21 protein-coding genes and 1 tRNA gene are annotated in these 25,240 nt (G+C 71.1%); 13 read left to right on the plus strand and 9 right to left on the minus strand.

What is annotated here, in order from left to right; all coding sequences use genetic code 11:
* Window positions 1-429: 429 nt before the first annotated feature.
* From ABZU74_RS07920 to ABZU74_RS07930, 3 genes are read left to right on the plus strand one after another with little or no spacing between them, the layout of a single operon-like run.
* The gene (locus tag ABZU74_RS07920) at window positions 430-1,140 is read left to right on the plus strand and encodes a hypothetical protein (RefSeq protein ID WP_355419765.1); all 711 of its coding nucleotides are present in this window, start codon (window positions 430-432) and stop codon (window positions 1,138-1,140) included.
* Between the two features lie 26 nt (window positions 1,141-1,166).
* A complete protein-coding gene (locus ABZU74_RS07925) occupies window positions 1,167-2,144 on the plus strand; it encodes an ArsA-related P-loop ATPase (RefSeq protein ID WP_355419630.1) in 978 nt (325 codons plus the stop codon).
* A gap of 53 nt (window positions 2,145-2,197) precedes the next feature.
* Complete coding sequence (locus tag ABZU74_RS07930; protein WP_355419632.1) at window positions 2,198-3,349, plus strand: ArsA-related P-loop ATPase; 1,152 nt, start codon at window positions 2,198-2,200, stop codon at window positions 3,347-3,349.
* 5 nt (window positions 3,350-3,354) lie between these two features.
* On the opposite strand, the gene ABZU74_RS07935 is transcribed toward ABZU74_RS07930, so the two are convergent.
* Window positions 3,355-3,675, minus strand: coding sequence for a WhiB family transcriptional regulator (locus tag ABZU74_RS07935; RefSeq protein ID WP_210780772.1), 321 nt, complete (start codon window positions 3,673-3,675; stop codon window positions 3,355-3,357).
* A 407-nt stretch (window positions 3,676-4,082) separates the two neighbouring features.
* On the opposite strand from ABZU74_RS07935, the gene ABZU74_RS07940 reads away from it, so the two are divergent.
* Window positions 4,083-6,527 (plus strand): transglycosylase domain-containing protein, encoded by a 2,445-nt coding sequence (locus tag ABZU74_RS07940; protein WP_355419635.1) that lies wholly within the window; start codon window positions 4,083-4,085, stop codon window positions 6,525-6,527.
* Between the two features lie 112 nt (window positions 6,528-6,639).
* Here the strand turns inward: ABZU74_RS07940 and ABZU74_RS07945 are convergent, their stop codons facing one another.
* A complete protein-coding gene (locus ABZU74_RS07945; protein ID WP_030328082.1) occupies window positions 6,640-7,095 on the minus strand; it encodes a GatB/YqeY domain-containing protein in 456 nt (151 codons plus the stop codon).
* A gap of 25 nt (window positions 7,096-7,120) precedes the next feature.
* Here ABZU74_RS07945 and ABZU74_RS07950 point away from each other — a divergent pair, with 25 nt between their 5' ends.
* Complete coding sequence (locus ABZU74_RS07950; protein ID WP_355419637.1) at window positions 7,121-8,014, plus strand: metallophosphoesterase; 894 nt, start codon at window positions 7,121-7,123, stop codon at window positions 8,012-8,014.
* Between the two features lie 220 nt (window positions 8,015-8,234).
* Window positions 8,235-8,311, plus strand: a tRNA-Pro gene (locus ABZU74_RS07955).
* A 247-nt stretch (window positions 8,312-8,558) separates the two neighbouring features.
* Here ABZU74_RS07955 and ABZU74_RS07960 read toward each other — a convergent pair.
* Window positions 8,559-9,032 carry a hypothetical protein gene (locus ABZU74_RS07960; protein ID WP_355419639.1) on the minus strand — a complete coding sequence of 158 codons (474 nt, stop codon included), beginning with the start codon at window positions 9,030-9,032 and terminating at the stop codon, window positions 8,559-8,561.
* A 150-nt stretch (window positions 9,033-9,182) separates the two neighbouring features.
* Here ABZU74_RS07960 and ABZU74_RS07965 point away from each other — a divergent pair, with 150 nt between their 5' ends.
* On the plus strand, window positions 9,183-10,466 hold the full coding sequence (locus ABZU74_RS07965) for an MFS transporter (RefSeq protein ID WP_355419641.1): 1,284 nt from the start codon (window positions 9,183-9,185) through the stop codon (window positions 10,464-10,466).
* Between the two features lie 253 nt (window positions 10,467-10,719).
* Here the strand turns inward: ABZU74_RS07965 and ABZU74_RS07970 are convergent, their stop codons facing one another.
* Window positions 10,720-12,447 (minus strand): bifunctional metallophosphatase/5'-nucleotidase, encoded by a 1,728-nt coding sequence (locus ABZU74_RS07970; protein ID WP_355419643.1) that lies wholly within the window; start codon window positions 12,445-12,447, stop codon window positions 10,720-10,722.
* A gap of 277 nt (window positions 12,448-12,724) precedes the next feature.
* Here ABZU74_RS07970 and ABZU74_RS07975 point away from each other — a divergent pair, with 277 nt between their 5' ends.
* Window positions 12,725-13,522, plus strand: coding sequence for an alpha/beta fold hydrolase (locus ABZU74_RS07975; RefSeq protein ID WP_355419645.1), 798 nt, complete (start codon window positions 12,725-12,727; stop codon window positions 13,520-13,522).
* 212 nt (window positions 13,523-13,734) lie between these two features.
* Here ABZU74_RS07975 and ABZU74_RS07980 read toward each other — a convergent pair whose 3' ends face one another.
* Window positions 13,735-14,385 (minus strand): histone deacetylase, encoded by a 651-nt coding sequence (locus ABZU74_RS07980; RefSeq protein ID WP_355419647.1) that lies wholly within the window; start codon window positions 14,383-14,385, stop codon window positions 13,735-13,737.
* A 7-nt stretch (window positions 14,386-14,392) separates the two neighbouring features.
* Window positions 14,393-15,172 (minus strand): phosphodiesterase, encoded by a 780-nt coding sequence (locus ABZU74_RS07985; RefSeq protein ID WP_355419649.1) that lies wholly within the window; start codon window positions 15,170-15,172, stop codon window positions 14,393-14,395.
* 201 nt (window positions 15,173-15,373) lie between these two features.
* Between ABZU74_RS07985 and ABZU74_RS07990 the strand changes: the two genes are divergently transcribed.
* Entirely contained in the window at window positions 15,374-16,783 is a 1,410-nt protein-coding gene (locus tag ABZU74_RS07990; protein WP_355419651.1) for a sensor domain-containing diguanylate cyclase, read from the plus strand.
* A gap of 112 nt (window positions 16,784-16,895) precedes the next feature.
* On the opposite strand, the gene ABZU74_RS07995 is transcribed toward ABZU74_RS07990, so the two are convergent.
* Complete coding sequence (locus ABZU74_RS07995; protein WP_355419653.1) at window positions 16,896-17,957, minus strand: aspartate-semialdehyde dehydrogenase; 1,062 nt, start codon at window positions 17,955-17,957, stop codon at window positions 16,896-16,898.
* Between the two features lie 5 nt (window positions 17,958-17,962).
* Entirely contained in the window at window positions 17,963-19,228 is a 1,266-nt protein-coding gene (locus tag ABZU74_RS08000) for an aspartate kinase (protein WP_355419655.1), read from the minus strand.
* A 258-nt stretch (window positions 19,229-19,486) separates the two neighbouring features.
* Here ABZU74_RS08000 and ABZU74_RS08005 point away from each other — a divergent pair, with 258 nt between their 5' ends.
* Together ABZU74_RS08005 and ABZU74_RS08010 are read left to right on the plus strand one after the other, a co-directional pair.
* Complete coding sequence (locus tag ABZU74_RS08005) at window positions 19,487-20,275, plus strand: hypothetical protein (protein WP_355419657.1); 789 nt, start codon at window positions 19,487-19,489, stop codon at window positions 20,273-20,275.
* Window positions 20,276-20,359: 84 nt separating this feature from the next.
* Window positions 20,360-20,899: a nitroreductase family protein gene (locus ABZU74_RS08010; protein WP_355419659.1), complete on the plus strand. Its 540-nt coding sequence runs from the start codon at window positions 20,360-20,362 to the stop codon at window positions 20,897-20,899.
* 12 nt (window positions 20,900-20,911) lie between these two features.
* On the opposite strand, the gene ABZU74_RS08015 is transcribed toward ABZU74_RS08010, so the two are convergent.
* Entirely contained in the window at window positions 20,912-21,898 is a 987-nt protein-coding gene (locus tag ABZU74_RS08015; RefSeq protein ID WP_355419661.1) for an ArsR family transcriptional regulator, read from the minus strand.
* A 73-nt stretch (window positions 21,899-21,971) separates the two neighbouring features.
* Between ABZU74_RS08015 and ABZU74_RS08020 the strand changes: the two genes are divergently transcribed.
* Both ABZU74_RS08020 and leuA read left to right on the plus strand, forming a co-directional pair.
* Window positions 21,972-23,243, plus strand: coding sequence for an MFS transporter (locus tag ABZU74_RS08020; protein WP_355419663.1), 1,272 nt, complete (start codon window positions 21,972-21,974; stop codon window positions 23,241-23,243).
* Window positions 23,244-23,480: 237 nt separating this feature from the next.
* Complete coding sequence (gene leuA / locus ABZU74_RS08025) at window positions 23,481-25,232, plus strand: 2-isopropylmalate synthase (protein ID WP_355419665.1); 1,752 nt, start codon at window positions 23,481-23,483, stop codon at window positions 25,230-25,232.
* Window positions 25,233-25,240 lie beyond the last annotated feature (8 nt).

Raw genomic sequence — 25,240 nt, forward strand, 5'->3', positions numbered from 1 at the left:
CGTACCTCTCGGACCATGCTTCCGGCCCGGACCCGTTCGTCCGTTCCGGCCCCCGCACCGGGACGAAGGTAGGTCTGTGGCCGCAGTCCCGCCAACAGGACGCGCACAAGAGGTCACCAACAGTCACATATGCGACACAGTGCAGGTCGGGGGCCCGACACCGGAACCGACCCGGGTACGACTCACCGGATCGCTGGGCCGCCCGGACGGCAGGGGCGCCACCGACCCCGTCATCGACCGCTACCCTTCCGGTCGGACGGTCGCGCTGCGCCCGGCCGCCCGCTCGATCACGCTCGGCGCCAGGGGTGGCGGCGGGCGCCGCACCCCTGGGGGAACGACATGACCCACCCGCCCAGCGGCGACCAGGCCGGCACACCCGCTCACCCGCCGGCCCACCCGGATCCCGCCGGCCAGCCCGGCGCGCCGGCCATCCCCGGGCAGCCAGCCCCCGCCCCGCCGCCCGGGCAGCTCGCCCTCCCCGTATCCCCCGCCCAGCCGGCGCTCCCCGCCGCCCCCAGCTCACCGGCCTTCCCCGGGCAGCCAACCGGTGCCGGGCAGCAGGCCTTCCCCGGGCAGCCCAGCGGTGCCGGGCAGCCGGAAGCGCCCGACGGCCCCGCCGCGGCCGGCGCGCCGACGCAGCCGGGCGCCCCGAACCCCGCGTCGGTCCCCCCGCCCTACCAGGGCACGGCCGAGCCGAAGAAGAAGCGCGGCCTGCTGATCGCGGCGATCGCCCTGGTCGTGATCATGGTGCTCTGCGTGGGCGGCGGTGTGGTGGCCTTCCTGACCCTGCGCAATGCCGAGACCGGCGAGGGCGCCAAGGAGCCGGCGGTCGCCGTCGACGAGTTCCTCACCGCGGTCTACAAGGATCGCGACGCGACAAAGGCGGCCAGTCGGGTCTGCGCCGCCTCCCGCGACGACGACAAGATCGCCGCGAAGGTGGCCGAGGTGGAGAAGTACGCCTCCACCTACCAGAACCCACGCTTCCGGTGGACCACCCCGAAGGTGGACAACCAGACCGGCGAACGGGCCACCGTCTCCACCCGGCTCACCATGACCACCGCCGACGAGAAGGTCGCCGACCAGGAGTTGCGTTTCACTGTGGTGCAGAAGACGGGTTGGTGGGTCTGCGAGGTCGCCTGACCGCCACGCCTGGATAGGCTCGACGGGTGTGTGCAGCTGAGCGCCCGATCGACCCGGCCGGTACCGGATGGCCCGCCCGTCTCCACGTGGTGACCGGCAAGGGCGGCACCGGTAAGACCAGCGTGGCGGCGGCGCTGGCCCTCGCGCTCGCGGCCGGTGGCCGGCGCACCCTGCTGGTCGAGGTCGAGGGGCGGCAGGGCATCGCCCAGCTGTTCGGCATCGACCCGCTGCCCTACGAGGAACGGCACCTCGCCGACGCACCGGACGGCGGTGAGGTGCGCGCGCTCGCGGTGGACGCCGAGGAGGCGCTGCTCGAGTACCTGGACATGTTCTACAAACTGGGCGCGGCGGGCCGGGCACTACGCAAGCTCGGCGCCATCGACTTCGCCACCACCATCGCGCCCGGCCTGCGGGACGTCCTGCTCACCGGCAAGGTGAAGGAGGCCACCACCCGCACCAACGGGCAGCGGCGGGCGTACGACGCCGTGGTGCTGGACGCCCCGCCGACCGGGCGGATCGGCCGGTTCCTCAACGTGACGGCGGAGACCGCACGGCTGGCCAAGGTGGGCCCGATCAAGACCCAGAGCGAGGGGGTCGCCGCGTTGCTGCGGTCCCCGATGACCGCGGTGCACGTGGTCACGCTGCTGGAGGAGATGCCGATCCAGGAGACGGTGGACGCGATAGCCGACCTGACCGCCCTCGGCTTCAGCGTCGGGAAGGTGCTCGTCAACGGGGTCCGACCCCCGCTGCCTGCCGGCCCGGCGGTCACCGCCGCGGAGTTGAAGCGCGGGCTGGTCGCGGCCGGGCTGCCGGCCGATCGGGACATCGTGGCCGGGCTGCATGACGAGGCACGTGACCAGCTCATCCGTCGCGAACTGGAGGATTCGCTCCGCGCCGACCTGGTTGAGTTGGGGCTGCCGATGATCGAGCTGCCGTTGCTGCCCGACGGGGTGGACCGGGCGGGGCTCGCGATGCTGGCCCAGGCCCTCGTTCGCGCCGAATGACTCACACCTGAGCGCAGCACGGGCGGACGGACCCACCGGCCCGATACGCTCGATTGGTGCCTTCCGAAGACGCGGCGCCGCAGCTGGACGTCGACCAGATCCTCGCCGACCCCGGCGTGCGGATCGTCGTGTGTTGCGGCGCCGGCGGAGTGGGAAAGACGACCACGGCCGCGGCGCTGGCGCTGCGGGCCGCCGAGCACCACGGCCGGCGAACTGTGGTGCTCACCATCGACCCGGCCCGCCGGCTGGCCCAGTCGCTGGGCCTGACCGAGCTGGACAACACCCCTCGCCAGGTCAAGGGCATCGACGTCGAGAGCAGCGGCGGCGAGTTGCACGCCATGATGCTGGACATGAAGCGCACCTTCGACGACGTGGTGCTGCAGCACACCGACCCGACGAAGGCCGCCGAGATCTTCGCGAACCCGTTCTACCAGGCGATGAGTTCGACCTTCGCCGGCACGCAGGAATACATGGCGATGGAGAAGCTGGGTCAGCTGCACGCCCGGGGCGAATGGGACCTGATCGTGGTGGACACGCCACCGTCCCGCTCGGCACTGGACTTCCTGGACGCGCCGGCTCGACTCTCCCGTTTCCTCGACGGCCGGATGCTGCGCCTGCTGCTGGCCCCGGCGCGCAGCGGCGGCCGGAGCATGTTCAGCCTGGTCACGGCGTCGTTCGGGATGTTCTCGAAGGTGGTGCAGAAGGTGCTCGGCGCGCAGCTGCTCACCGACCTGTCCGGCTTCGTGGCGGCACTGGATTCGATGTTCGGTGGGTTCCGGCAGCGCGCCGAGCAGACGTACCGCATCCTGCAGGCGCGGGAGACGGCCTTTCTGCTGGTCGCGACCCCGGAGCCGGACGCGGTCCGGGAGGCCGCCTACTTCGCGGGCCGGCTGCGGGACGAGCGGATGCCGCTGGCCGGCCTGGTGCTCAACCGGGTGCACCGCCCGGCGGTTCCGGAGTTGGACGCCGAGCAGAGCCGGGTCGCCGCCGAGCGGCTGACCGAGCTGGGTGGGCATGAGGCCACCGCCGACGTGCTGCGGGCGCACGCGACGTTGGCCCGCCAGGCGGTACGCGAACAGCAGGTCGCGGCGCGCTTCAGCGAGGCGTTCCCAGCCGTGCCGGCGGTTTCGGTTACGGCGCAGCCCGCCGACGTGCACGACGTCGACGGGCTACGGACGATCGGCGCGGCGATCAGCCGGCCGTGATCGCGTCAGTTGGCCGCGCTGACGAGAATCTTGTCCTTGCCAGTCTTGTCCTTGCTGTTCTTCTTCATCGCGGCCTCGAACATCTTGCGCCAGCTCGTCACCTGCGGGTGACGACGCAGTAGCGCCCGCCGTTCGCGTTCGGTCATGCCGCCCCACACACCGAACTCGATCCGGTTGTCCAGCGCGTCGGCCAGGCACTCGTACCGAACTGGGCAGCTCCGGCAGATCCGCTTCGCCACGTTCTGTTCGGCGCCCTGTACGAACAACGCGTCCGGGTCCCCGTTCTGACACGCCGCCAGCGACGGCCAGTCAGTGATCATGCCCATGTGTACACGTCCCCCCTTGCAGTACCTACCGACCTCGTCGATGCACGTCAGCCGGCAATTCCCCCCGATCGCCCGGCCTGCCTTCCCCAAGGCGGCGCGGACGACATGTGGCGCTGTCGCCGCCCCCATCATGCTCTGTAGTCGACCGATTACGCAACGTTGTCGACGAAATCCATCATTCCGGACACTCCCGGCTTCCCGGGCCTTCGACCGCCGGTTACCCCGCCGAGGTCGGCGATAACGCTGCGCCGCCTCACCGAATCGGAGGAGACTCACGCCAGGTCACACGCAACCAAGTACCGGGGGTCGTGCGTTTAGCACAACGAGGGCAGCGCGCGCAGGAAATGGGGAAAGAACGCCCCAGCGCCCCTCGTTCCCTACTCGCGTACCCTGTCGAGGTGACCTGGATGCGGAAACGTGACCACAATGTGCTGACCAATGCCGCATCGCTACTCGTGTGTGGCCTGCTGGCCGGCGTGGTGGTCGCTGCGGCGGCCTTCCCCGCGGTAGCGATGTCCGGCCTGGCCGCGAAAGCCGGCGCCGAGACGTTCGGTGCCCTGCCCACGGAGCTGACGGTGGCCCGCGCGCCACAGATCAGCTACCTGCTGGCCTCGGACGGCAAGACACCGCTCGCGACGATGTACGACGAGAACCGACGGGACGTGAAGCTCCCCGACATCTCGCCGTACATGCAGAAGGCCATCATCGCGGCCGAGGACCATGACTTCTACAAGCACAATGGCGTCGACATCAACGGTGTCGCCCGCGCGTTCGTCAACAACCAGAGCGAAGGCTCCGGCCGGCAGGGCGCCTCGACGCTGACCATGCAGTACGTCCGGCTGGCCATCGCCTACTCGGCCACCCACCCGGCGGACGTCGTCGCGGCGACCGAGGACACCAGCGCCCGCAAGCTCCGCGAGATGCGGCTGGCCCTCCAGGTCGACAAGGAATTCTCCAAGGACGAAATCCTCACCCGCTACCTCAACCTCGCCTCGTTCGGCAACGGCGCGTACGGCATCTACGCCGCCAGCCAGGTCTACTTTGGTAAGCCACCGAGCAAGCTGAAGATCGAGGAAGCGGCGTTGCTGGCCGGCATGGTCAAGGCGCCGACGACGAACGATCCGACCACCGAGGCCGGTTACCCGCTCGCGCTGGATCGGCGCAACTACGTCATCCAGAACATGGTCGACATCAAGGCCATCACCCAGCAGGAGGCCGACGTCGCCAAGGCGACCAAGCTGGTGGTGAAGGACAAGCGCACCCCGAACGGCTGCGTCGCCGCCAACGTCAACGAGTGGGGCTTCTTCTGCGACTACTTCTACCGCTGGTGGATGGATCAGGAGACGTTCGGCTCGACCACGTACGACCGGGAGCGCCGGCTGAAGAGCGGCGGCTACACCGTCGTGACCTCGATCGACGTCCAGGCCCAGCGTGGCGCGGACAAGGCGGTCCGTAAGGCCAAGAGCGTGAACAGCAAGGAAGCGGCAATGGTCGCTGTCGTCGAGCCGGGCACCGGCCGGGTGCGGGCGCTCGCAGTCAACCGGCAGTTCAAGCTCGACGACCCGAAGAACCCGAAGAACAAGATCTCCAGCGATCCCGCGAAGAGCAGGAAGAACATCCGGGGCAATTACCCGGCGACGGTCAACCCGCTGCTCACCGGCGGCAACGGCATCACCGGCTACCAGGCCGGCTCGACCTTCAAGATCTTCAGCATCGTGGCCGCGCTGGAGAAGGGCATTCCGCTCAGCTACTCGATGAACGCGCCGCAGCAGTTCAAGTCGGAATACATCATCGACAGCAGCAGCCCGGCGGCCTGCAAGGGCACCCACTTCTACTGCCCGACCAACTCCGGCCTGAAGGCCGGCGGCGTGCAGAACATGTGGAGTGCCTTCAGCGCGTCGATCAACACCTACTTCGTGCCGCTCCAGCAGCAGGTCGGTGCGGAGAACGTGGTCGACGCCGCTCGGCGGGCCGGCATCCAGTTCCGGGCGAGCAACGACGCCAAGTTCGCCGCGACCAAGGAAGCCGCCCACCAGTGGGGTGCCTTCACCCTGGGCGTCTCCTCCACCACGCCGCTCGACCTCGCCAACGCGTACGCGACTCTCGCGGCGGACGGCAAATACTGCGAGCCGATTCCGGTGCAGGAAATTCGGGACCCGGAAGGCAACAAGCTGGACATCGCCAACCCGCGCTGCGAGAAGCGGTTCAGCACCGAGGTGGCCCGCGCCGCCGTGGACGCCGCCCGCTGCCCGGTCGGCGACAACTCCAGCACCACCAAGTGCGGTGGCAGCCGCACGGCCGCGGTCGTGAAGAACATCGTCGACGCGCCGGTGGCCGGTAAGTCCGGCACCACCGACTCGGAGAAGACGGCCGCGCTGGTCGCCATGACCAGGCAGTACTCGGTGGCCGGCATCATGGCCGACCCGGACTGGCCGCAGACGAACGTCAAGATGAAGCACAAGGAGAAGGACGGCATCAACCCGCCGGTGTACGAAACCCTGCGGGACGCCATGAAGGGCAAACCGCGGATCCAGTTCGAGCCGCCGGGCCAGAAGATCTCCGAGGGTGACCAGCGCAGCATCCCCGACGTGAAGTGCGTTTCGGTGGATCAGGCGAAGTCCCGGCTCAAGGGCGCCGGCTTCGAGCCGGTCGTCTCCAGCGCCAAGGTGCCGTCCTCCTGCAAGGCGGGCGACGCGGCCGGCACCAGCCCGGACGGACGCACGATCAAGGGTGGCGTGGTCACCATCCAGGTCAGCAGCGGCGGCGGTACGCCGGGCAACACCGGCGGCACCCCGGGCGGCCAACCCGGCAACCAACCCGGACGACCCGGCAACGGCCGTCCGAACGGCTGAGCCGACCAGTAGGACACAACGGGCGGGCACCCTCCTCGGGTGCCCGCCCGTTTCGTCTGTCCGGATCAGCGAGCGGCTGCGACACGTGCTGCCGCGCCGCTGACCCGCTGAGTCAGAGACCGAGCTGTCGGCGTACCTCGGCGGCCACCCGGCCACCCTCGGCCTGGCCCGCCACCGCGGCCTGGGCCGCCTTCATCGCCGGGCCCATCTGGGCCTTGCCGGTGAAGCCGCCCGCGGCGAGCGCCCCCGACACCAGCTCGGTCAGCTCGGCGTCCGAGAGCTGCTTGGGCAGGTAGCGGTCCAGCACCTCACCCTCGGCGCTCTCCTTCGCGGCCTGCTCGGCACGGCCGGCGTCGGCGAAGGCGGTGGCCGCCTCCCGACGCTTCTTGGCTTCCTTGGTCAGCACCGCGAGCACCTCGTCATCGGTGAGCTCGCGCTTGGCCTTGCCGGCGACCTCGGCGGTGCCAACGGCGGCCAGGGCCATCCGCAGCGTGGAGGTGGTCAGCTCGTCGCGCGCCTTGAGCGCGGAACGCATGTCGGCAGTGAGGCGGTCCTTCAGCGTGCTCATGGACGGTCAAACTACCCTGAACGCCATGCGAAAGCGCACACTATTCCGGCTCGCCGCCGGAACCGCCACGATCGGCGCGGCAACCCTCGCGTACGCGTCGCTCATCGAGCGCAACATGTTCACCCTGCGGCGGTACGACGTGCCGGTGCTCCCGGCCGACGCGGAGCCGCTGCGCGTACTGCACCTGTCGGACCTGCACATGATGCCCGACCAGGCGCGCAAGCAGCGCTGGGTGGCGTCGCTGGCCGCCCTCGACCCCGACCTGGTGGTGGTGACCGGCGACAACATGGCGCACCCGGCCGCGGTCCCCGGGGTGCTGCGGGCCCTACAACCGTTGCTGGACTACCCGGGCGCGTTCGTGTTCGGCTCCAACGACTACACCGGGCCGGTGTTGAAGAACCCCTTCACCTACTTCCTGCCCGACCGGGAGTACACCGAAGGCGTCGAGCTGCCCTACGAGGAGCTGCGTCAGGTCTTCACCGGCGCCGGCTGGGTCGACCTCAACAACGCCAGGACGATGCTGAAGGCCGGCGGCCGACAGCTCGACCTGGTCGGCGTGGACGACCCGCACATCGACCGGGACGACTACCCCTCCGTGGCCGGCGCGGTGTCGTCCTCGGCGGACCTCTCCATCGCGCTGACGCACTCACCCGAGCCACGGGTGCTCGACCAGATGGCGGCGGACGGCTTCGGTCTGCTGCTGGCCGGGCACACCCACGGTGGTCAGGTGTGCGTACCGGGCTTCGGGGCGCTGGTGACCAACTGCGGCCTGCCCCGCTCGATGGCGAAGGGCCTGCACAGGTGGCCTGGCTCGGACTCCTGGCTGCACGTCTCCGCCGGCCTCGGCACCCACCCGACCGCCCCGGTCCGCTTCGCCTGCCCACCGGAGGCCAGCATCCTCACCCTCATCCCCCGCTGACCCCTCTCGCGCCAGCCGTCGCGGCGGGACCAGGCAGCGGTCGTTGATCGACTCGGGTTCCTGAAAGTTGGGGTGTCCTGGTCACGTCGACAGCCCGGCTTCCTGTAACCCGAGTCGATCAACGAACCAGCCCGGCCAGCGATCGCGCTGACGGGTCCGGTCGGCGGGGGTACCGAGTTTGACCATCGGGGCGGGTGGGCTACTATTTGTCGGCACGCCTCGGGGTGTGGCGCAGCTTGGTAGCGCGCTTCGTTCGGGACGAAGAGGTCGTCGGTTCGAATCCGGCCACCCCGACCAGAGGTAAGTAAAGGTCAAGGCCCCTCCACGCGAGGGGCCTTGATTCGTTTCCGGTGATGACTGCTCCGCCGGAGGCGGTGACAAAGCAGCAATGAGCGACGCGGCGGCGGGCCCGCTTCGAGGGCCCTGGCGGCCCGCTCGGGGGGCCGCGGCGAGTGAGCAAGAGGGAACGGCCCGGTCCGAACGACCGGGCCGTTTCCTCGTACGCGGGGAGTTCGGCGCCTTCTCAACGGCGTTCGCGTGCCTGTCAGTCCTGCCGTTCGGTGCGTTCGATCTCCGCGAACGCGGCGGCCAGGTAGTCGCCCAGTGGCACGCTGGTCGTCGCCAAGAGGTCGGCCACCAGTAGCGGGGCGTGCCGGGCCAGCGCCGCCGCGTCCGGAGGTGACTCGTCGCCGTCGGGGTCGTACACCCCGAGCGCGCCGGCCAGCAGGACGAGCACCACGTGCGGGTCCACATCCGAACGCCACCGCGTCGACTCCTGCACGCAGCGGGTCAACACCTGGCGGATGTCGTCGCCGGTCAACCCGTCCGGGTGGCTCTCCTCCAGCAGCAACCGAACCACCGCGCCGAGCACCAGACCGGAACGCTCGTCGGCGGCGAGACCGCCGACCGCCTCGTCGTACGCCTGACCGTCGTGGGCCTGGGCGGCGGCGACGGCCGCCGTGGCGGTCACCGCGATGGCGCGGGCGGTAGCGGGCAGATGTCGCCAGGTGCCGGTCATCGAGCCAGCATCGCAGACCCGGCGGACACCGACCGACCGCGATCACGGCGAGTGGATCAACGTGGGATTGGTCACCCGACGGTCCCGGTGACCGCGAGGCGTGGCCTAAACGGTTCGCGTGGCGTCAGACCCACCGAACAGAATGCCGGCATGCTGCGTCGTGCCCTGCCCCGTCGTTCGGAAGCTCGCCGGATCCTCCTCGGCACCCTGCTGTCGGCGATCGGGCGGGGTCTTACCCTGCCGTTCCTGTTCATCTACCTGACCGACGTACGCGGGCTCACCGACACCCGTGCCGGGCTCGTCATCGGCTGGTACGGCGTGGTCACCCTGGCCCTGTCGCCGCTGGGCGGGACGCTGATCGACCGGATCGGCGCCCGTCGGGTGGTGGTGCCCTGCCTGCTGATCGAGGCAATCGGCACCGGCTCGCTCGCGCTGGTCCACTCGACCGGCTCGGCCCTGCTGGTGATGACGGTGATCGCCGTCGGCAGCTCGGCGATCTGGTCGGGGCAGAACACCATCCTCGCGTCGTTGACCGACGACGATGAGCGGCAACGCGTCTTCGGGCTGAACTTCGCCCTGCTCAACCTCGGCATCGGCATCGGTGGCATGACCTCCGGCGCGATCGTCGACACCGCCCGGCCCGGCACCTTCCAGACGATCTACCTGCTGGACGCGGTGACCTACCTGATGCCGGCGCTGATCCTGCTCACCCTGCCCGGCGTGGGCCACCGACTCGGCAAGCGCCGGAGCGTCGACGAGCCGTCAGCCGGCGGCTACCTGACGGTGCTCCGGGACCGCCCGTTCCGCCGACTGGTGATCTTCGGCCTGATCCTCACCACTTGCGGGTACGCGCAGGTGGAGGTGGGCTTCGCCGCGTACGCCGTGCGGGTGGCCGAGGTGAACCCGCGGGTCGTGGCCTGGGCGCTGGCGGCCAACACCGTGATGATCGTGCTCGCGCAACTGCTGGTGATCCGCCGGATCGAGGGGCGCAGCCGCACCCGGGCATTGGCCGTGGTGGGGGCGGTGTTCGCCGCCGCCTGGCTGGTTCTCGGCGCGGCCGGCCTGGTCAGCGGTGAGAGCGCCGTGCTGGCCGCCCTCTGTGTCGTGCTCTGCTCGGCGATCTTCGGCTTCGGCGAGACGATGCTGTCCCCGGTGATGCCCGCACTGACCAACGCTCTGGCCACCGACGAGCTGCGCGGCCGGTACAACGCCATGAGTTCGATGATCTTCGGAATCAGCGGTGTGATCGGTCCGGTGACCGCCGGCCCACTCATCGGCGCCGCCAACGGCATGCTCTGGGTGGCGACGGTGGTCGGCGGCTGCCTGGTCGCCTCCCTGGTCGCGCTCTCCCTGCGCCGGCTGCTCACCACCGAGCAGGACGGCCTGGTGACGACCGCACCAGCGTCCCCCGCCCCCACGCCCACCCCGGCCTGACCCCGAACACCGCCCCGGCACGGCCCGCACCCCGCACCCCGCACCCCGCACCCCGCACCCCGCACCAAGATCGCGCTCGATCCTGGATGTAGTGGCATCCCGGCACCCTCGACACCACTACATCCATGTTCGAGCGTGATCTTGCCGGGCGCGGGCTGGGCGACGCGCGGGCACGCGCGGGACGCGGCGGTGTCGGGGACGGGTCGGGCCCCGGAGCTGGTGCTCCGGGACCCGATGATCGCGAGGTCGGCCGTCAGGCGGCGGGGACCTCGGCGGTGGTGCGGATCCGGTCCAGCGCCGGCGCGGAGACCGGCGACTGGGCGGTCAGGTACGCCACGAACGCGTCCAGGTCGATCTGGCCGGTGACCTGGTCCGTCCCGGCAGTGAGGGCGCTGAAGCCGTCACCGCCGCCGGCCAGGAAGTTGTTCACAGTGACCCGGTAGGTGGCGGCGGTGTCGACGGCGGTACCGCCGATGGTGAGGCTGCCCCGGACCACGCGGGTGCCGGCGCACGGGTCGGCCGCGGTGGCGCTGGTGCCGTTCAGGTCGACCACGTAGTGCAGGGTGGAGGACGGGTACAACGTCCGGCCGGTGACGAACTGCTGCTCCAGGACGCAGTAGAGCTGCGCGCCGGTCAGGTCCAGCGTCACCAGGTTGTTGGCGAACGGCTGCACCGTGAACGCCTCCCCGTAGGTGACCGGGCCGGCGTCCAGGGCGGCCCGCACCCCACCCGGGTTCATCAGGGCGGCAACCGCGCCCTGCTCGTCATCGGTGGCGGCGAGCTGCGCGTCGGCGATCACGTTGCCGATCGGCGACTCCCCGCACGAGTTGGGCACCTGCGGTGAGCAGGTGCCGAGCAGATTCTCCTGCGTCGTGGGGAGGGGGGTGGCGGTCACGCCGACCTGGCGGTCGGCGACGGGGCCGAGCACCGTCTTGTACCGGTCGATCAGCGCGGTCTGCTTCGGGTCCTTGGCGACGTCGCGGGTGACCACGACGTTGTTCGCGGCGGCGGAGATCACGTCGCCGCTCCGGCGATCGATCTTGAGGTCGATGTCGGTGACCAGGCGACCGAACGAGCTGGCGCTGGTGACCAGCTTGCCGTTGATGTCGCAGTTGTACGCCTGGTGGGTGTGCCCGCTGACCACCACGTCGATCGACGGGTCCATCCGGTTGGTGATGTCCACGATGGGGCCGGTCATCCCGACGCAGTCGTTGATCCCACCGGTCGCCGCCTGGGCGCCGCCCTCGTGCAGCAGCACGACGATCGTCTCCACGCCCTTGCGGCGCAGCTCACGGGCGTACCGGTTGGCGGTGTCCGCCTCGTCGGCGAAGCTGAGGCCGGCGACGCCCTGCTGGCTGACGATCTGCGGGGTGCCCTCCAGGGTCATCCCGATGAAGCCGACCTTGACGCCCTGCACCTTGTGGATCGCGTACGGTGCCATCAGCGGCTCGCCGGTCGCGGTCTTGAAGGCGTTCGCGGACAGGTACTGGAAGCCGGCGCCCTGGTACGGGGTGCCGTCGGCGCAGCCGTCCACCGGGTGGCAGCCGCCGTTCTGGATCCGCAGCAGCTCGGCGGCGCCCTCGTCGAACTCGTGGTTGCCGACGCTGGCGTAGTCCAGCCCGGCCATGCTCAGCGCCTCGATGGTCGGCTCGTCGTGGAACGCGGCCGAGAGCAGCGGGGACGCGCCGATCAGGTCACCGGCGGCGACAGTGATGGTGTTCTGCTTCTTGGCCGCGGCACGCAGCTCGGCAAGGTGGGTGGCCAGGAACTCGACGCCACCCGCGGTCTGGCCGGCGATGGTGCCGCTGGACCCGCTCGGCGGTTCGAGGTTGCCGTGGAAGTCGTTGAGGGCGAGCAGGGTGACGTCGACCGGCTTCGGCCCGGCGTCGGCCTGCTCAGGGCTGGTGGCGACCGCGCCGAAAGCGGCCACCGCGAGCGCGGTCAGGCCAACAGCGGCCCGACGCATCCCGGGTATGAACATGGATCTCCTCGTGAGAATCGGCGCGTACGGTGCCCGGCCTCTGGGTCGACCGGGCCGCCGACGGACGCCGTCGGAAGGGTCGCGGATGGCGGCGGTTGAGCATGGCCCCCGCCCCGACAGCCTCTCATCCGCAGGCCGACGGGTCGACCCAGGCAGCACATCCGAGCAGCGCGTACCCGCGGGCGGCTATCGATCACGTTTAACGCGGTCTGCCGGACAACGTCGGACCCAGGGTCTAGAAAGGACGGGACAGCCAACGAGGACTGGGGGCGGCATCGTGAGCGGAACCACGCCGGTGGCGGAGCAGGTGCGATCGGTCGATGGCACGCCCATCGCGTTTGAGCGGTCCGGTGCCGGGCCAGCGGTCATCCTGGTCGGCGGCGCGTTTTCCGATCGCAACGCGACCCGCGACCTGGCTGCGGCGTTGGCACCGGATTTCACCGCCTTCGGCTACGACCGTCGAGGTCGGGGCTTCAGCGGCGACACCGCACCGTACGAGGTCGGCCGCGAGATCGACGATTTGGCCGCTCTGATCGCGGCGGCAGGCGGTTCCGCCGCCGTCTACGGCATCTCCTCCGGCGCCGTCCTGGCCGCCCTCGCCACCGCACAGGGCCTGCCGGTGACCAGGTTGGTCATGTTCGAGCCACCGTTTCAGGTTGGTTCGCACGCGGGCGTCCGAAAGGACATCACCCCGCAGCTCATCGAGCTGATCGCCGCCGACGACCGGGACGGCGCTGTGGAGACCTTCCTCAGCGCCTCGGTGGGGCTGCCGGCCGAGCAGATCACCGCGATGCGGTCGCAACCGATGTGGGGTGGGCTGACGGCGGTCGCGCACACTCTTGTGTACGACGCGATCGTCACCGCCGGAGGGCAACTCCCCGCGGAACGGCTGGCGGCCATCACCGTGCCGACCCTCGCGGTGGACAGCACCGGCAGTCCACAATGGTTGCGGGACGCGAGTCGGGCGGCGGCCGAGGCCGTCCCGGGCGGCCGGTCCGTCAGCCTCGACGGCGGCTTCCACGACGTGCCGCCTGCGACGCTGGCCCCCGCGCTGCGCGAGTTCCTGCTCGGTTGACCGCACCAGCGCCCCACCCGGCGAGCGCCGGACAGCGCCCCGCCCGGCCAGCGCACCGCCCGAGCCGCGCGCCGTGCGGGCAGCGCACCGCACGAGCCGCCCACCGCACGAGCCGCCCACCGCCCGAGCCGCGCAGCGCGCGGGCAACGCACCGCCCGAGCGACGGAGCGCGAGCCGGCGAGCGCTGGCGCGGACGGCAGGAACCCGGCGGGTCAGCCGTCGAACAGCGCCTCGTTGACCAGGGCCGCTACGGCGTCCGGTGGCCAGGCGTCCGCCACGCCGGGCCGGGCCGCCAGGTAGGTGGCGATCCGCTCGGCCGGCCAGTCGTGCGACTCGCGTAGCCCTCGAGCGATCATGCCGAGGTAGACCGGCGCCGGTGGTCGGCACCGCACGGCTGACGCCCCGTCGGGGGCGGTGAAGGTGAGCATCGGAACGCCGTCCCGGCTGCCCGGGCAGATCAGCGTCTCGTACCGCCCCGGGCCGAGGGTGGCCCGTCCGTTGGCGACGGCGACGTCGATGGCCGCGCCGGTCGCCGGGATCAGGTCGGCAGTGTCGCCCGGCGGACGGTACATCTCCTGGGCCGCGATGTCGGTGAACTGCTCCAGGGTGACCAGGTAGGCGCGGGCCGCGGCCTCCCCCGGCAGGTGCGGGTCGTAGAAGGCCATGCCGCCGGTCCAGGCACCGGACTCGCCGGCGAAGTAGATGCCGCCGGGCAACGACACCGGCGCGGACCGGGTCGGTGGACGCCGGTCGCGGCAGCCCGGGTACGCCCGCTTTCCGCCGGGCGGGCAGCCGCCGCCGATGTACCAGGCCAGCCGGGCGGCGTGCATGTTCGAGCCGTACGAGACGTACCAGACCAGCATGACGCCCTCAGAAGCCGCAGGTCTGCCCGGCGGAGTGGCTCACCTGCACGGTGTGGGTCACGCAGCCGCCGGCCTCGACCGCGTGCAGCAGGAAGGCGGTGGGCTCGTTGACCCAACCGATCTGCTCGTCGGCGCTCATGGTGAGCGTGCACTGCTTCCACGTGCTGGGGGCCACGGTGAGGACCGTGCCCGCGTACGCCGTGGTGACCGGGCGGTGCAGGTGGCCGGCGCCGACCCGTACGACGTGCCGGTGCTTAGCGATCACCTCGGCGAGCGCGTCCCCGTCGGCGAGTCGGATGGAGTCCGCCACGGGGATGCCGACCGCGACCGGTGGGTGGTGCAGGAAGACCAGGGCGGGCGCCTCGGGCCGCCCGGCCAGCACCCCGTCGAGCCAGCCGAGTTGTTCCTCGCCGAGTTGGCCGCCGTCGCTGCCGGGGACGAGCGAGTCGAGCATCACGACTGTCGCCGCCTCGTGGTCGACGTGGTAGTAGGCCGAGAAGCCACCGCCGAGCCACGGGGTGCCGCCGAACGCGTCGAGCAGGGACTCCCTGTCGTCGTGGTTGCCGGTGGCCAGGTGCACCGGCAGCGGGAACCGGCCGATCACCTCGCGCAGCGCCGCGTACTCGTCGGGTTGCCCGTGGTCGACCAGGTCGCCGCTGATCACCACGCAGTCGGGTCGGGGTCGCAAGGCGAGCACCCGGCCGAGCGCTCGGTGCAACCCGGCGGCCGGTTCGGCGGCGAGCAGGCCGGTGGTCAGGTGGGGGTCACTGAGCTGGGCGATGAGCACGGGCTCGCCTCCTCGGCGCCGGGATGCTCCACGCTATCGCCAGGGGCGGCATCCCCGGGGGGGCATGCGTCCACAGGCTGCGTCCACAGCCTGTGGATAGCACGTGTGTACGAAGCCGGGCTGGTCCGCGCCGCCGTGAGTACGCTTGATCGAGCGGTTCGGCGTTGGCCGGGCCCCTCCCCTACCTGGAACGACGTGCGAGTGGATCATCAGCGAGTCATCCGTGACGTCACCGTCCGCCTGCCGATGGCGTCCAGCACGCCAGAGGCGTGTCGGTGGACGGTCACCGCGCTGTCCCGCCACACCCCGGCGACCATCTCCGTGCTGCTGGCGGTCCATGACCGCCTGCGTTGCGTCGCGGCGACCGGGGCATGGCAGGTCTTCGCCACAGTGCCGGCACGGACCGGCATCGTCGGCCGGGTGTACGCCACCGGCGTTCCTGCCGTCGTCCCGGACGTCACCGTCGACCCGGACTACCTACCGATACGCCCGGACGTGACCGCCGAGCTGTGCGTACCGGTCCTGGATCCGACGGGCCGGGCGATCGGCGTACTCGACCTGCAGTGGAGTGAGCCGACCGACCTGGAGCCGTGGCGGGAGACCGCGCAGCGGCTGGCCGACGGGCTCGGTGCGCGGATCGCCGTTCTCGGTGGCCCACCGGCGGAGAGCCGCAGTGAGAAGCTGCTCCGGCATGCCGCCGCGCTCTCCTCCGCGCCGACCGAGGGGGAGGTGATGGGGGCGGCGGCTCGCGCCGCCCGGGAGGTCTCCACTCTCTCCACCGCGCTGCTGCTGATCGGCGGTCAGGTCGGCCCGTCCCCGGCGACGCCGAGTGACCTGGAGACCCGGATCCGTGCCGAGCTGGCCGGGGCGGGTCCGGCCGCCCTGGACCGGATGGTCGACAGGGCACACCGGTACGGCGCCGGGTACACGCTGGGCGAGGCCGGACATCCCCCGACCGAGGATTACCGTCCGCTGACCCGGGCGGGAGTACGCACACTGGTCGCCGTGCCGGTCGGTCCGACGGACGCGGGCGGGGTGTTGCTGGTCGCCGACGAACGAGCCCTGCGTCCGGACCCGACCACTGTCAGCCTGATGGAGTTGCTCGCCGGGCAGGCCTGGACGAGCCTGGACCGACTGCGCACGCTGACCCGGCTGCGGGAGCAGGCCAGCTCGGACCCGCTGACCGGGTTGCGGCACACCGGCCCGTTCGGGCAGCGGATCGCGGCCGCCACCCCCGGGCGTACGGCCCTGCTGGCGATCGACGTGGACGGTTTCAAGACCGTCAACGACACGTACGGCCACCAGGCCGGCGACCGGGTGCTGGTCGGGTTGGCCCGGGCGCTGGAGGGGGCGCTGCGGCACGGCGACGAGTTGTACCGGATCGGCGGCGACGAGTTCGTCGCGGTGATCGAGGTGAGTCGTCCGGAGGAGGCGGTCCGGATCGCCGAACGGCTCACCGAGGCGGCCCGACACATCGGCCGCACGATCAGCGTGGGCGTCGCCCTGCCCCGCCCCGGCGAGACCCCCGACCGCACTCTGAAGAGAGCCGACCAAGCGCTCTACGCGGTAAAACGTCAAGGCCGGGACGGCGTCCAACTCTCCGCCGCCTAACCCCCGCGCTCCGCACCCCGCACTTCCGCGCCGATCTTGCACTTGGGTTGGCGTTTTGTCGCTTTAACCCCTTGTGCCAGCACAGAAACTGCAAGATCGCCGCGCTGGGCGGTTAGGGGGTGCGGAGTTCTTTGGCGAGGAGTTCGGCGATTTGCGCGGTGTTGAGGGCCGCGCCCTTGCGGAGGTTGTCGCCAGTGACGAAGAAGTCGAGGGCGCGGGGGTCGTCCAGGGCGCGGCGGATCCGGCCGACCCAGGACGGGTCGGTGCCGACGGCGTCGATCGGCATCGGGAACTCCCCGGCCGCGGGGTCGTCGACCAGGATCACCCCGGGGGCGTTGCGCAGCGCTTCGCGGGCACCTTCGGCGTCGACCTCGGTGGCGAAGACCGCGTGCACCGCCACCGAGTGCGCGGTGACCACCGGCACCCGGACGCAGGTGGCGGAGACCTTGAGGTCGGGGAGGCCGAGGATCTTGCGCGACTCGTTGCGGATCTTCATCTCTTCCGATGACCAGCCGCTGTCGGCCGGCGAGCCGGCCCAGGGCACCACGTTGAGCGCCATGGGTGCCGGGAACGGGCCCAGGTCGTCGCCGACCGCCTGACGTACGTCGCCGGTGCGTGAGCCGAGCGCCCGATCGCCGGCGACCTTGGTGAGCTGGTCGTGCAGGATGTCGACGCCGGACTGACCGGCGCCGGAGACCGCCTGGTAGGAGGCGAGCACCAGCTCTCGTAGGCCGTACTCGCGGTGCAGCGGCGCGACGGCGACGATCATCGCGAGGGTGGTGCAGTTGGCGTTGGCGATGATGCCCCGGGGCCGGTTGCGGACCTGCTCGGGGTTGATCTCGGGAACGACCAGCGGGACGTCGCGGTCCATCCGGAACGCGCCGGAGTTGTCGACAGCGATCGCGCCCCGGGCGACGGCGATCGGCGCCCATTCGGCGCTGACCTCGTCGGGCACGTCGAACATGGCGACGTCGACCCCATCGAACGCTTCGGGGGTCAGCGCCTGGACGACGAGTTCCTCGCCGCGGCAGCGCACCCGGCGCCCGACGGAGCGCTCGGAGGCGAGCAGCCGGATCTCACCCCAGACGTTGCGCCGCCCGGTGAGCAGCTCGCACATCACGGTGCCGACGGCACCGGTCGCTCCGACCACGGCGAGGGTGGGCAGCGCCGTCATCGGCGCTACCTACCCGTCCCCGCGTAGACCACGGCTTCGGTGTCGCCGCCCAGCTCGAACGCGTCGTGGATGGCGCGGACGGCGGCGTCGAGGTCGGTGTCCCGGCAGACCACGGAGACCCGGATCTCGGAGGTGGAGATCATCTCGATGTTGACCCCGGCCGCACCGAGCGCGGCGAAGAAGCCGGCCGCCACCCCGGGGTGCGAGCGCATGCCCGCGCCGATCAGCGAGACCTTGCCGACGTGGTCGTCGTAGAGCAGACCCTTGAACTTGACCGGCTCCTGGATCTTGCTGAGCGCCGCCATCGCGGTGGGGCCGTCGGCCTTGGGCAGGGTGAACGAGATGTCCGTCCGGCCGGTGCCCTCGGTGGAGACGTTCTGCACGATCATGTCGATGTTGATCTCGGCACCGGCGACGGTGTCGAAGATCCGCGCGGCGGCACCCGGCTCGTCGGGCACCCCGACGATCGTGATCTTGGCCTCGCTGCGGTCGTGCGCGACCCCGGTGATCAGTGCCTGCTCCACGGAAGGGTCCTCCATCGATCCGGTGACCATCGTGCCGGTGTTGGTCGAGTATGACGAACGGACGTGGATCGGCAACCCCGCCCGCCGGGCGTACTCCACGCTACGCAGGTGCAGCACCTTCGCGCCGCACGCGGCCAGCTCCAACATCTCCTCGTAGGTGATGTGCCGGATGTGCCGGGCGTTGGGCACGATCCGCGGGTCGGCGGTGAAGATGCCGTCCACGTCGGTGTAGATCTCGCAGACGTCGGCGTGCAGGGCGGCGGCGAGCGCCACGGCGGTGGTGTCCGAACCACCGCGGCCCAGCGTGGTGACGTCCTTGGTGTCCTGCGAGACGCCCTGGAAGCCGGCCACGATGACCACCGACCCCTCGTCGAGCGCGCCCTTGAGCCGCCCGGGGGTGACGTCGATGATCCGGGCGCGGCCGTGCACCGAGGTGGTGATCACGCCGGCCTGCGAACCGGTGAACGAGCGGGCTTCGTACCCCAGGTTGTGGATGGCCATGGCCAGCAGGGCCATGGAGATCCGCTCCCCGGCGGTGAGCAGCATGTCCAGTTCGCGGCCCGGCGGCAGCGGGCTGACCTGGTTGGCCAGGTCGAGCAGCTCGTCGGTGGTGTCGCCCATCGCGGAGACCACCACCACCACGTCGTCGCCGGCCTTGCGGGCGGCGACGATGCGCTCGGCCACCCGCTTGATCCGCTCGGCGTTGGCGACGGAGGACCCGCCGTACTTCTGCACCACGAGTGCCACGACGGTGCACTCCCTCCCAGCGACCCTGAGCGTGCCGACGCCGCCGGAACCGGGGCCGGCGGCGCGTGTCAGACCCCATGAGGGTATCCGGCAGGTAACGACGCCGGGTCAGGTGATCCCACCATCCGGCCCGCGCGGGCCCGGCCAGGCCGCTCCCACCAGGTCGGGCGGTACGCCGGGACGGCCCGTCCGACACGCCGGGACGAGCCCGGCACGCGTCGGCACCCACCGACCGCCCGCACCCACCAGAATGGGCCGGTGCCCGTCCTCAACCGCTCGGCCGGCCGCGTGCTCGGGCCGCTCGTCCTCGCCCTGCCGGCACTCCTGGTCGCCTGCACCACCGAGCAGCCACCGGCTCCGCCGCCCGCCGATCCGGCGCCGGTCGAGGTGGACGCCGCCCGGGATGAGCTGGCCGCGCTGACCGCGGCGGCTCAGGACCGTCACCTGGTGGCCCAGTACGTGTACAGCCAGGCGGGTCAGCCGGATCGCACAATCGTGTTCACCAGCGCGAACGACGGCAGCTGGCGGGTCGACGTGCCGGGAGGCGCGTTGGGTGGCACCGCCGACGTCTCGATGGCCGGCACTGCCGACGGGCTGTTCCAGTGCGCCCTGCCGTCGGCCGGTCACAGCGAGTCGGCGAGCTGCGTACGCCTGGGTGATCGCGACGACGTGGTGCCACGCCGGTCGGACCCCCGGGTCCAGCACCTGCTCACCGACTGGCTGGACGTGCTCACCGACCGACGCTCCCCCCTGGCGGTCGCCCCGGCCGACGCACCCGAGGGCGTCACCGGCACCTGCTACTCGGTGGACTCCACCTCGGCCTCGCTCAACGCTCCGCTGGATGTGGGCATCTACTGCTACGACCGGGACGGCACGCCGACCGGCGTCCGAACCGCAGCCGGGACGCTGAGGCTTGCCGCTCCACCCGGCCCGGCACCGGCCACCGTGCAGCTGGCCGGGCCGGTGGTGGTCGACCGGGAGCCGCTCGACACCGCGGCGCCACCCACCCCGGATCCGTCGGAGAGCCCGGGCGCGGGAACGCCCTGATCTTCGTCCCGTTACGGGTGCTCTTGCCCACATTTAGGCACCCCGTCCTGAGCGGCGAATCACCCATACGGGACGATCTACCCCATGGTCGACCTCACCCCACTGCTCGCCTACCGCTGGAGTCCACTGGCGTTCCACCCCACCGAGGAGCTGAGCGCGGCCGACGCTTCCTCCCTGTTGGAGGCGGCCCGCTGGGCACCCTCCCTGGGCAACCGCCAGCCCTGGCGGTTCACCCTCGGCTACCGGAACGACGAGACGTGGAAGCGCATCCTGGTCAACCTGCCCGAGCCCGACCAACGCTGGGCGCACCGGGCCGCCGCGCTGCTGCTCGCCGCGCACGTCGACCCGGACGCCGCGCCGGCCGACGGGATCGCGTACGACCTCGGCCAGGCGGTCGCTCATCTCACCGTGCAGGCCACCGCGCTGGGGCTGCACGTGCGGCAGGTGCTGACCGTGGACCGCGCCGGACTCGCCTCCGACCTGCACCTTCCCACCGACGTGCGGCCGTACGCGGTGCTCGTCGTCGGGCAGCTCGGCGACCCACTCAGCCTGCCGGCGGATCTCGTCGCCGAGGAGACCGGCCTCCGCCGCCGCCGACCGTTGGCCGACCTCCTGCTCGGCTGATCGGCCACCGGCCTACTCGCCCCGGCTGGCGCGTAACAGGACCGTCGCGGCCTCGGTGTTGCGGTAGAGCACGTGCCGGCGCTGTCGAGACCGGTTGACCAGGCCGGCGCCGTGCAGCGCGGCCAGGTGCTGGGAGACGTTTCCGGCGGACATCCCGGTGAGTCGGGCCAGGTCGGTGGTGGTCAGCGCCGTCTCGAGCAGGTGCAGCAGCGCGGCCCGGCCCGGCCCGATCACCCGTGCCAGTGGGTCGCCGGGGGGTGGCGCGGTCGCCTCCCAGAGCGTCCCGACGGCACGAACCGGGTACGCGCCGGCCGGCAGCGAATCCTCCAGCAGGTTCCACAGCACGTGCTGCTCGGTGAACACCGTCGGGTTCAGCGCCAGCCCACGACCGCGGAGGTCGAAGTCCCGCTCGAACGTGTCGTCGCTGATCACCCGGTCGCCGTGCCAGCGCAGGCTCGGGTGGAGCTGCTCGAAGAACCGACCGGCGCCGCTCTCGGCGAGCTGCGCGGCCCGGTACGCCACGTCGGCGTCGAGCAGCGCCCGCATCCGCGGCCAGTCCGGGGCGATCGCCTCGTCGTACCAGACCCGCACCGCGTCGACGACCTGCGGCAGCAGCCCGCCGGGGTCGGCGAGCAGCGCCCGCCCGAACGGGCTCAGCGGTTTTTGCCAGGTGGTCGACAGCAGGTCCTGGACCACCACGGCCGGTGGCGTCGCGGCGATCTGGTCGAGCTGCTCGGCCATCTCCACGTTCGGTCGGGCCGCCGGGGTGAGGAAGTCGGGCAGCCAGCGACCCGGCACGACCAACCCCACCAGAGGTCGGACCCGGTCGGCCACCTCGGGACGACGCAACGTCACCCGGGCCCGGTCGATCCAGGGCAGGTGCACCGCGTAGCGGATCGGGCTGGCCAGCGCCCACATGCTCATGACCGTCTCGTTGACCGGCGACACGGCGAGCCGCACACCCGCGACGTCGGCCAGGCTGAAGCGCAACTCGGACACACACACCCCGCAGGATTCGGTCCAGCCTAAAAGGCTCGACCGACCCCATGGGGGCACGGTTCACTCCCGACCCATGGGGGCCAGAGAAACCATCCGCACCGCTGTCCAGAACGTCGTACCGCCGGCCGGGCTGACCCGCGCGCTGGCCGTGCAGGCCATGGTCTACGCCGTCGGCAGCGGCCTGTTCCACGCCGGCAGCGCCGTCTTCTTCACCCGGGCGCTCGGGCTCAGCGCCGCCCAGGTCGGGCTGGGCCTGTCCATTGCGGCGGGGGTGTCGCTGCTGGGCACGGTGCCGCTGGGCGGGCTCACCGACCGGTACGGGCCGCAGCGGGTCTGGGCGGTCGGGCTGGTGCTGGACGCGGCGCTCTTCGCGTCGTACCCGTTCGTGGGCGGATTCGCGAGCTTCCTCGCCGTGGTGGTGGCGCTGGCGGCGGTGGACGCGTCGACAGGCGTGGCCCGGCAGGTCTACTCGATCAACGCGCTCCCGCCTGCCGAACGGGTCACGGCGATGGCGTACCAGCGTTCGTCGCTGAACGTCGGCTTCGGGCTGGGCGCGGTGATCAGCGGCCTGGTGCTGGCCGTGGACACGATCGAGGCGTACCGGGGAATGGTCTGGTTCATCGCGGCGGTGATCCTGGTGACGGCCCTGTTCGTACGACGACTGCCCCGACTGCCGCAGGTTGCCCGGCCGGTGGAGCCGATGGGTCGGCTCGCCGTGCTGCGGGACCGGCCGTTCATGGCGGTGTCCCTGCTGTCCGGGCTGCTCACCGCGCACGGGGTGCTCTACCTGACGGTGATGCCGCTGTGGATCCTCACTCACACCGACGCCCCGAAGACGGTGATCGCCGCTCTGGTGCTGCTCAACACGGTCCTGATCGTGCTGCTCCAGGTACGCGTCAGCCGGGGTGCCGACACCGCCGCGGGCGCGGCGCGGGCCTCCCGTCGTGGGGGCCTGCTGATCGCCGTGTCCTGTCTGGTCCTGCCGATCTCCGGGGTCACCAGGGGCCTGCTCACCGTCGTGGTGCTGGTGGCCGCCGCGACGCTGCTGATCCTGGCCGAGTTGATCCAGTCGGCGGGCGCCTGGGGGCTCACCGCCACCCTCCCGCCGGACGACCAACGCGGCGCGTACGTGGGGGCGCTGCGGCTCGGCGAGCAGGTGCAGTATCTGATCGCCCCGGCGGGGTTGACCGCGCTCGGCGTGACCACCGGCGGCTGGGGTTGGTTACCGACGGCAGCGATCTTCGTGCTGGTCGGAGCGGCGATCGTGCCCGCCGTGGCCTGGGCCGAACGGACGCCGAGGCTGGGTTCCCAGGCCCCGGAGCCGATGATGACATCGATCCCATAGTCCGGACCGGCCTTTCCACCCCCCGTCCCATCACGTAGGGTGACCTGGTCATGTGGCAGGCGCTTCTTCTCCTTAGCCGCCGCGACGAGGCCTGACCGGCCGGCACCTCGTCGCGGAGTCGCATCGCGCCGTCCAGCACATCTGAGTTTCCTCTCGGCACCGCCGCGCACCGTCGCCCGGCAACCCGCCGACACCTTCCGATCTGCTGACGCCACATGTTCCAGGGAGCACTCTGAGATGGCTCAACCTGTCACCGACGCTGACACCGATCCGATCGCCCGGCAGCGCCCCAGCCGGATGCCGTACCACCGCTACCAGCCGTACCAGGAGCAGTTCCGGGTCGACCTGCCGGACCGCACCTGGCCCACCCGCACCGTCGACGCCGCCCCGCGCTGGTGCGCGGTGGATCTCCGCGACGGCAACCAGGCGCTGATCGACCCGATGTCGCCCGAGCGCAAGCGGCGGATGTTCCAGCTGCTGGTCCAGATGGGCTACAAGGAGATCGAGGTCGGCTTCCCGTCGGCCAGCCAGACCGACTTCGACTTCGTCCGGCAGCTCATCGAAGACGACATGATCCCGGACGACGTCACCATCCAGGTCCTCACGCAGTGCCGGGAGCACCTGATCGACAGGACGTTCGAGTCGCTGCGCGGCGCGAAGCGGGCCATCGTGCACTTCTACAACTCGACCTCCACGCTGCAGCGGCGGGTGGTCTTCGGCCTGGACCGGGACGGCATCGCCGACATCGCCACCACCGGCGCGCGGCTCTGCCAGAAGTACGCGGAGATCCACACTCCGGACACGGAGATCTTCTACGAGTACTCGCCGGAGTCCTACACGGGCACCGAGCTGGAGTACGCGCTGGAGGTCTGCTCCCGGGTGATCGACGTGATCGACCCGACCCCCGACCGGCCGCTGATCATCAACCTGCCGGCCACCGTCGAGATGGCCACCCCGAACGTGTACGCCGACTCGATCGAGTGGATGCACCGGCACCTGCCGCGCCGGGACAGCGTGGTGCTGAGCCTGCACCCGCACAACGACCGGGGCACCGGCGTGGCCGCCGCCGAGCTGGGCCTGCTCGCCGGCGCGGACCGCATCGAGGGCTGCCTGTTCGGCAACGGTGAGCGCACCGGCAACGTCGACCTGGTGACCCTGGGGCTAAACATCTTCTCCCAGGGCATCGACCCGATGATCGACTTCTCGAACATCGACGAGATCCGGCGAGCGGTCGAATACTGCAACCAGCTGCCGGTGCACGAGCGCCACCCGTACGCGGGCGACCTGGTCTACACCGCCTTCTCCGGCTCGCACCAGGACGCGATCAAGAAGGGCTTCGACGCCCTCGCCGCCGACGCGAAGGCGGCCGGCGTGCCGGTCGACGAGCACACCTGGGCGGTGCCGTACCTGCCGATCGACCCGAAGGACCTGGGCCGCACCTACGAGGCGGTCATCCGGGTCAACTCGCAGTCCGGCAAGGGCGGCGTCGCGTACATCATGAAGAGCGAGCACCAACTGGACCTGCCGCGCCGGCTCCAGATCGAGTTCTCCGGGGTGGTGCAGCAGGTCACCGACCACGACGGCGGCGAGGTCGACCCGAGGGCCATGTGGGAGATCTTCGCGACGCACTACCTGCTCGACCACCAGCCCGACCCGGCGGTCCGGCTGGCTGGCTACACGATCGGCACGGCCGACGGCAAGGTCGAGATCGAGGCCCAGGTCGGTGTGGGCGGCGAGCAGCGGTCCCTCGCCGCGGTCGGCAACGGCCCGATCGACGCGTACGTCAACGCGCTCCAGTCGGTCGGGGTTGTCGTGCGGGTGCTCGACTACCACGAGCACGCGCTCTCCTCCGGTGGTGACGCGCAGGCCGCCGCGTACGTGGAGTGTGAGGTGGACGGGAGGACGGTCTGGGGCGTCGGCACCGACGCCAACATCGTCACCGCGTCGATCAAGGCGGTCACCAGCGCCGTCAATCGCGCGCGCCGCTGATCGCAGAC

Origin of the sequence: Micromonospora sp. NPDC005171 (genome assembly GCF_040608575.1) — a bacterium.
In the GTDB taxonomy this organism is placed as follows: Bacteria; Actinomycetota; Actinomycetes; order Mycobacteriales; family Micromonosporaceae; genus Micromonospora.

Coding starts and splice junctions, on each gene's coding strand:
- ABZU74_RS07995 (WP_355419653.1), bottom strand. CDS start 17,957: ATGACGGCGCTGCCCACCCTCGCCGTGGTCGGAGCGACCGGTGCCGTC.
- ABZU74_RS07945 (WP_030328082.1), bottom strand. CDS start 7,095: ATGAGCACGCTGAAGGACCGCCTCACTGCCGACATGCGTTCCGCGCTC.
- ABZU74_RS07980 (WP_355419647.1), bottom strand. CDS start 14,385: ATGCTGGTCTGGTACGTCTCGTACGGCTCGAACATGCACGCCGCCCGG.
- leuA (WP_355419665.1), top strand. CDS start 23,481: ATGGCTCAACCTGTCACCGACGCTGACACCGATCCGATCGCCCGGCAG.
- ABZU74_RS07965 (WP_355419641.1), top strand. CDS start 9,183: ATGCTGCGTCGTGCCCTGCCCCGTCGTTCGGAAGCTCGCCGGATCCTC.
- ABZU74_RS07940 (WP_355419635.1), top strand. CDS start 4,083: ATGCGGAAACGTGACCACAATGTGCTGACCAATGCCGCATCGCTACTC.
- ABZU74_RS07970 (WP_355419643.1), bottom strand. CDS start 12,447: ATGTTCATACCCGGGATGCGTCGGGCCGCTGTTGGCCTGACCGCGCTC.
- ABZU74_RS08010 (WP_355419659.1), top strand. CDS start 20,360: ATGGTCGACCTCACCCCACTGCTCGCCTACCGCTGGAGTCCACTGGCG.
- ABZU74_RS07950 (WP_355419637.1), top strand. CDS start 7,121: ATGCGAAAGCGCACACTATTCCGGCTCGCCGCCGGAACCGCCACGATC.
- ABZU74_RS08020 (WP_355419663.1), top strand. CDS start 21,972: ATGGGGGCCAGAGAAACCATCCGCACCGCTGTCCAGAACGTCGTACCG.
- ABZU74_RS07935 (WP_210780772.1), bottom strand. CDS start 3,675: ATGGGCATGATCACTGACTGGCCGTCGCTGGCGGCGTGTCAGAACGGG.
- ABZU74_RS07960 (WP_355419639.1), bottom strand. CDS start 9,032: ATGACCGGCACCTGGCGACATCTGCCCGCTACCGCCCGCGCCATCGCG.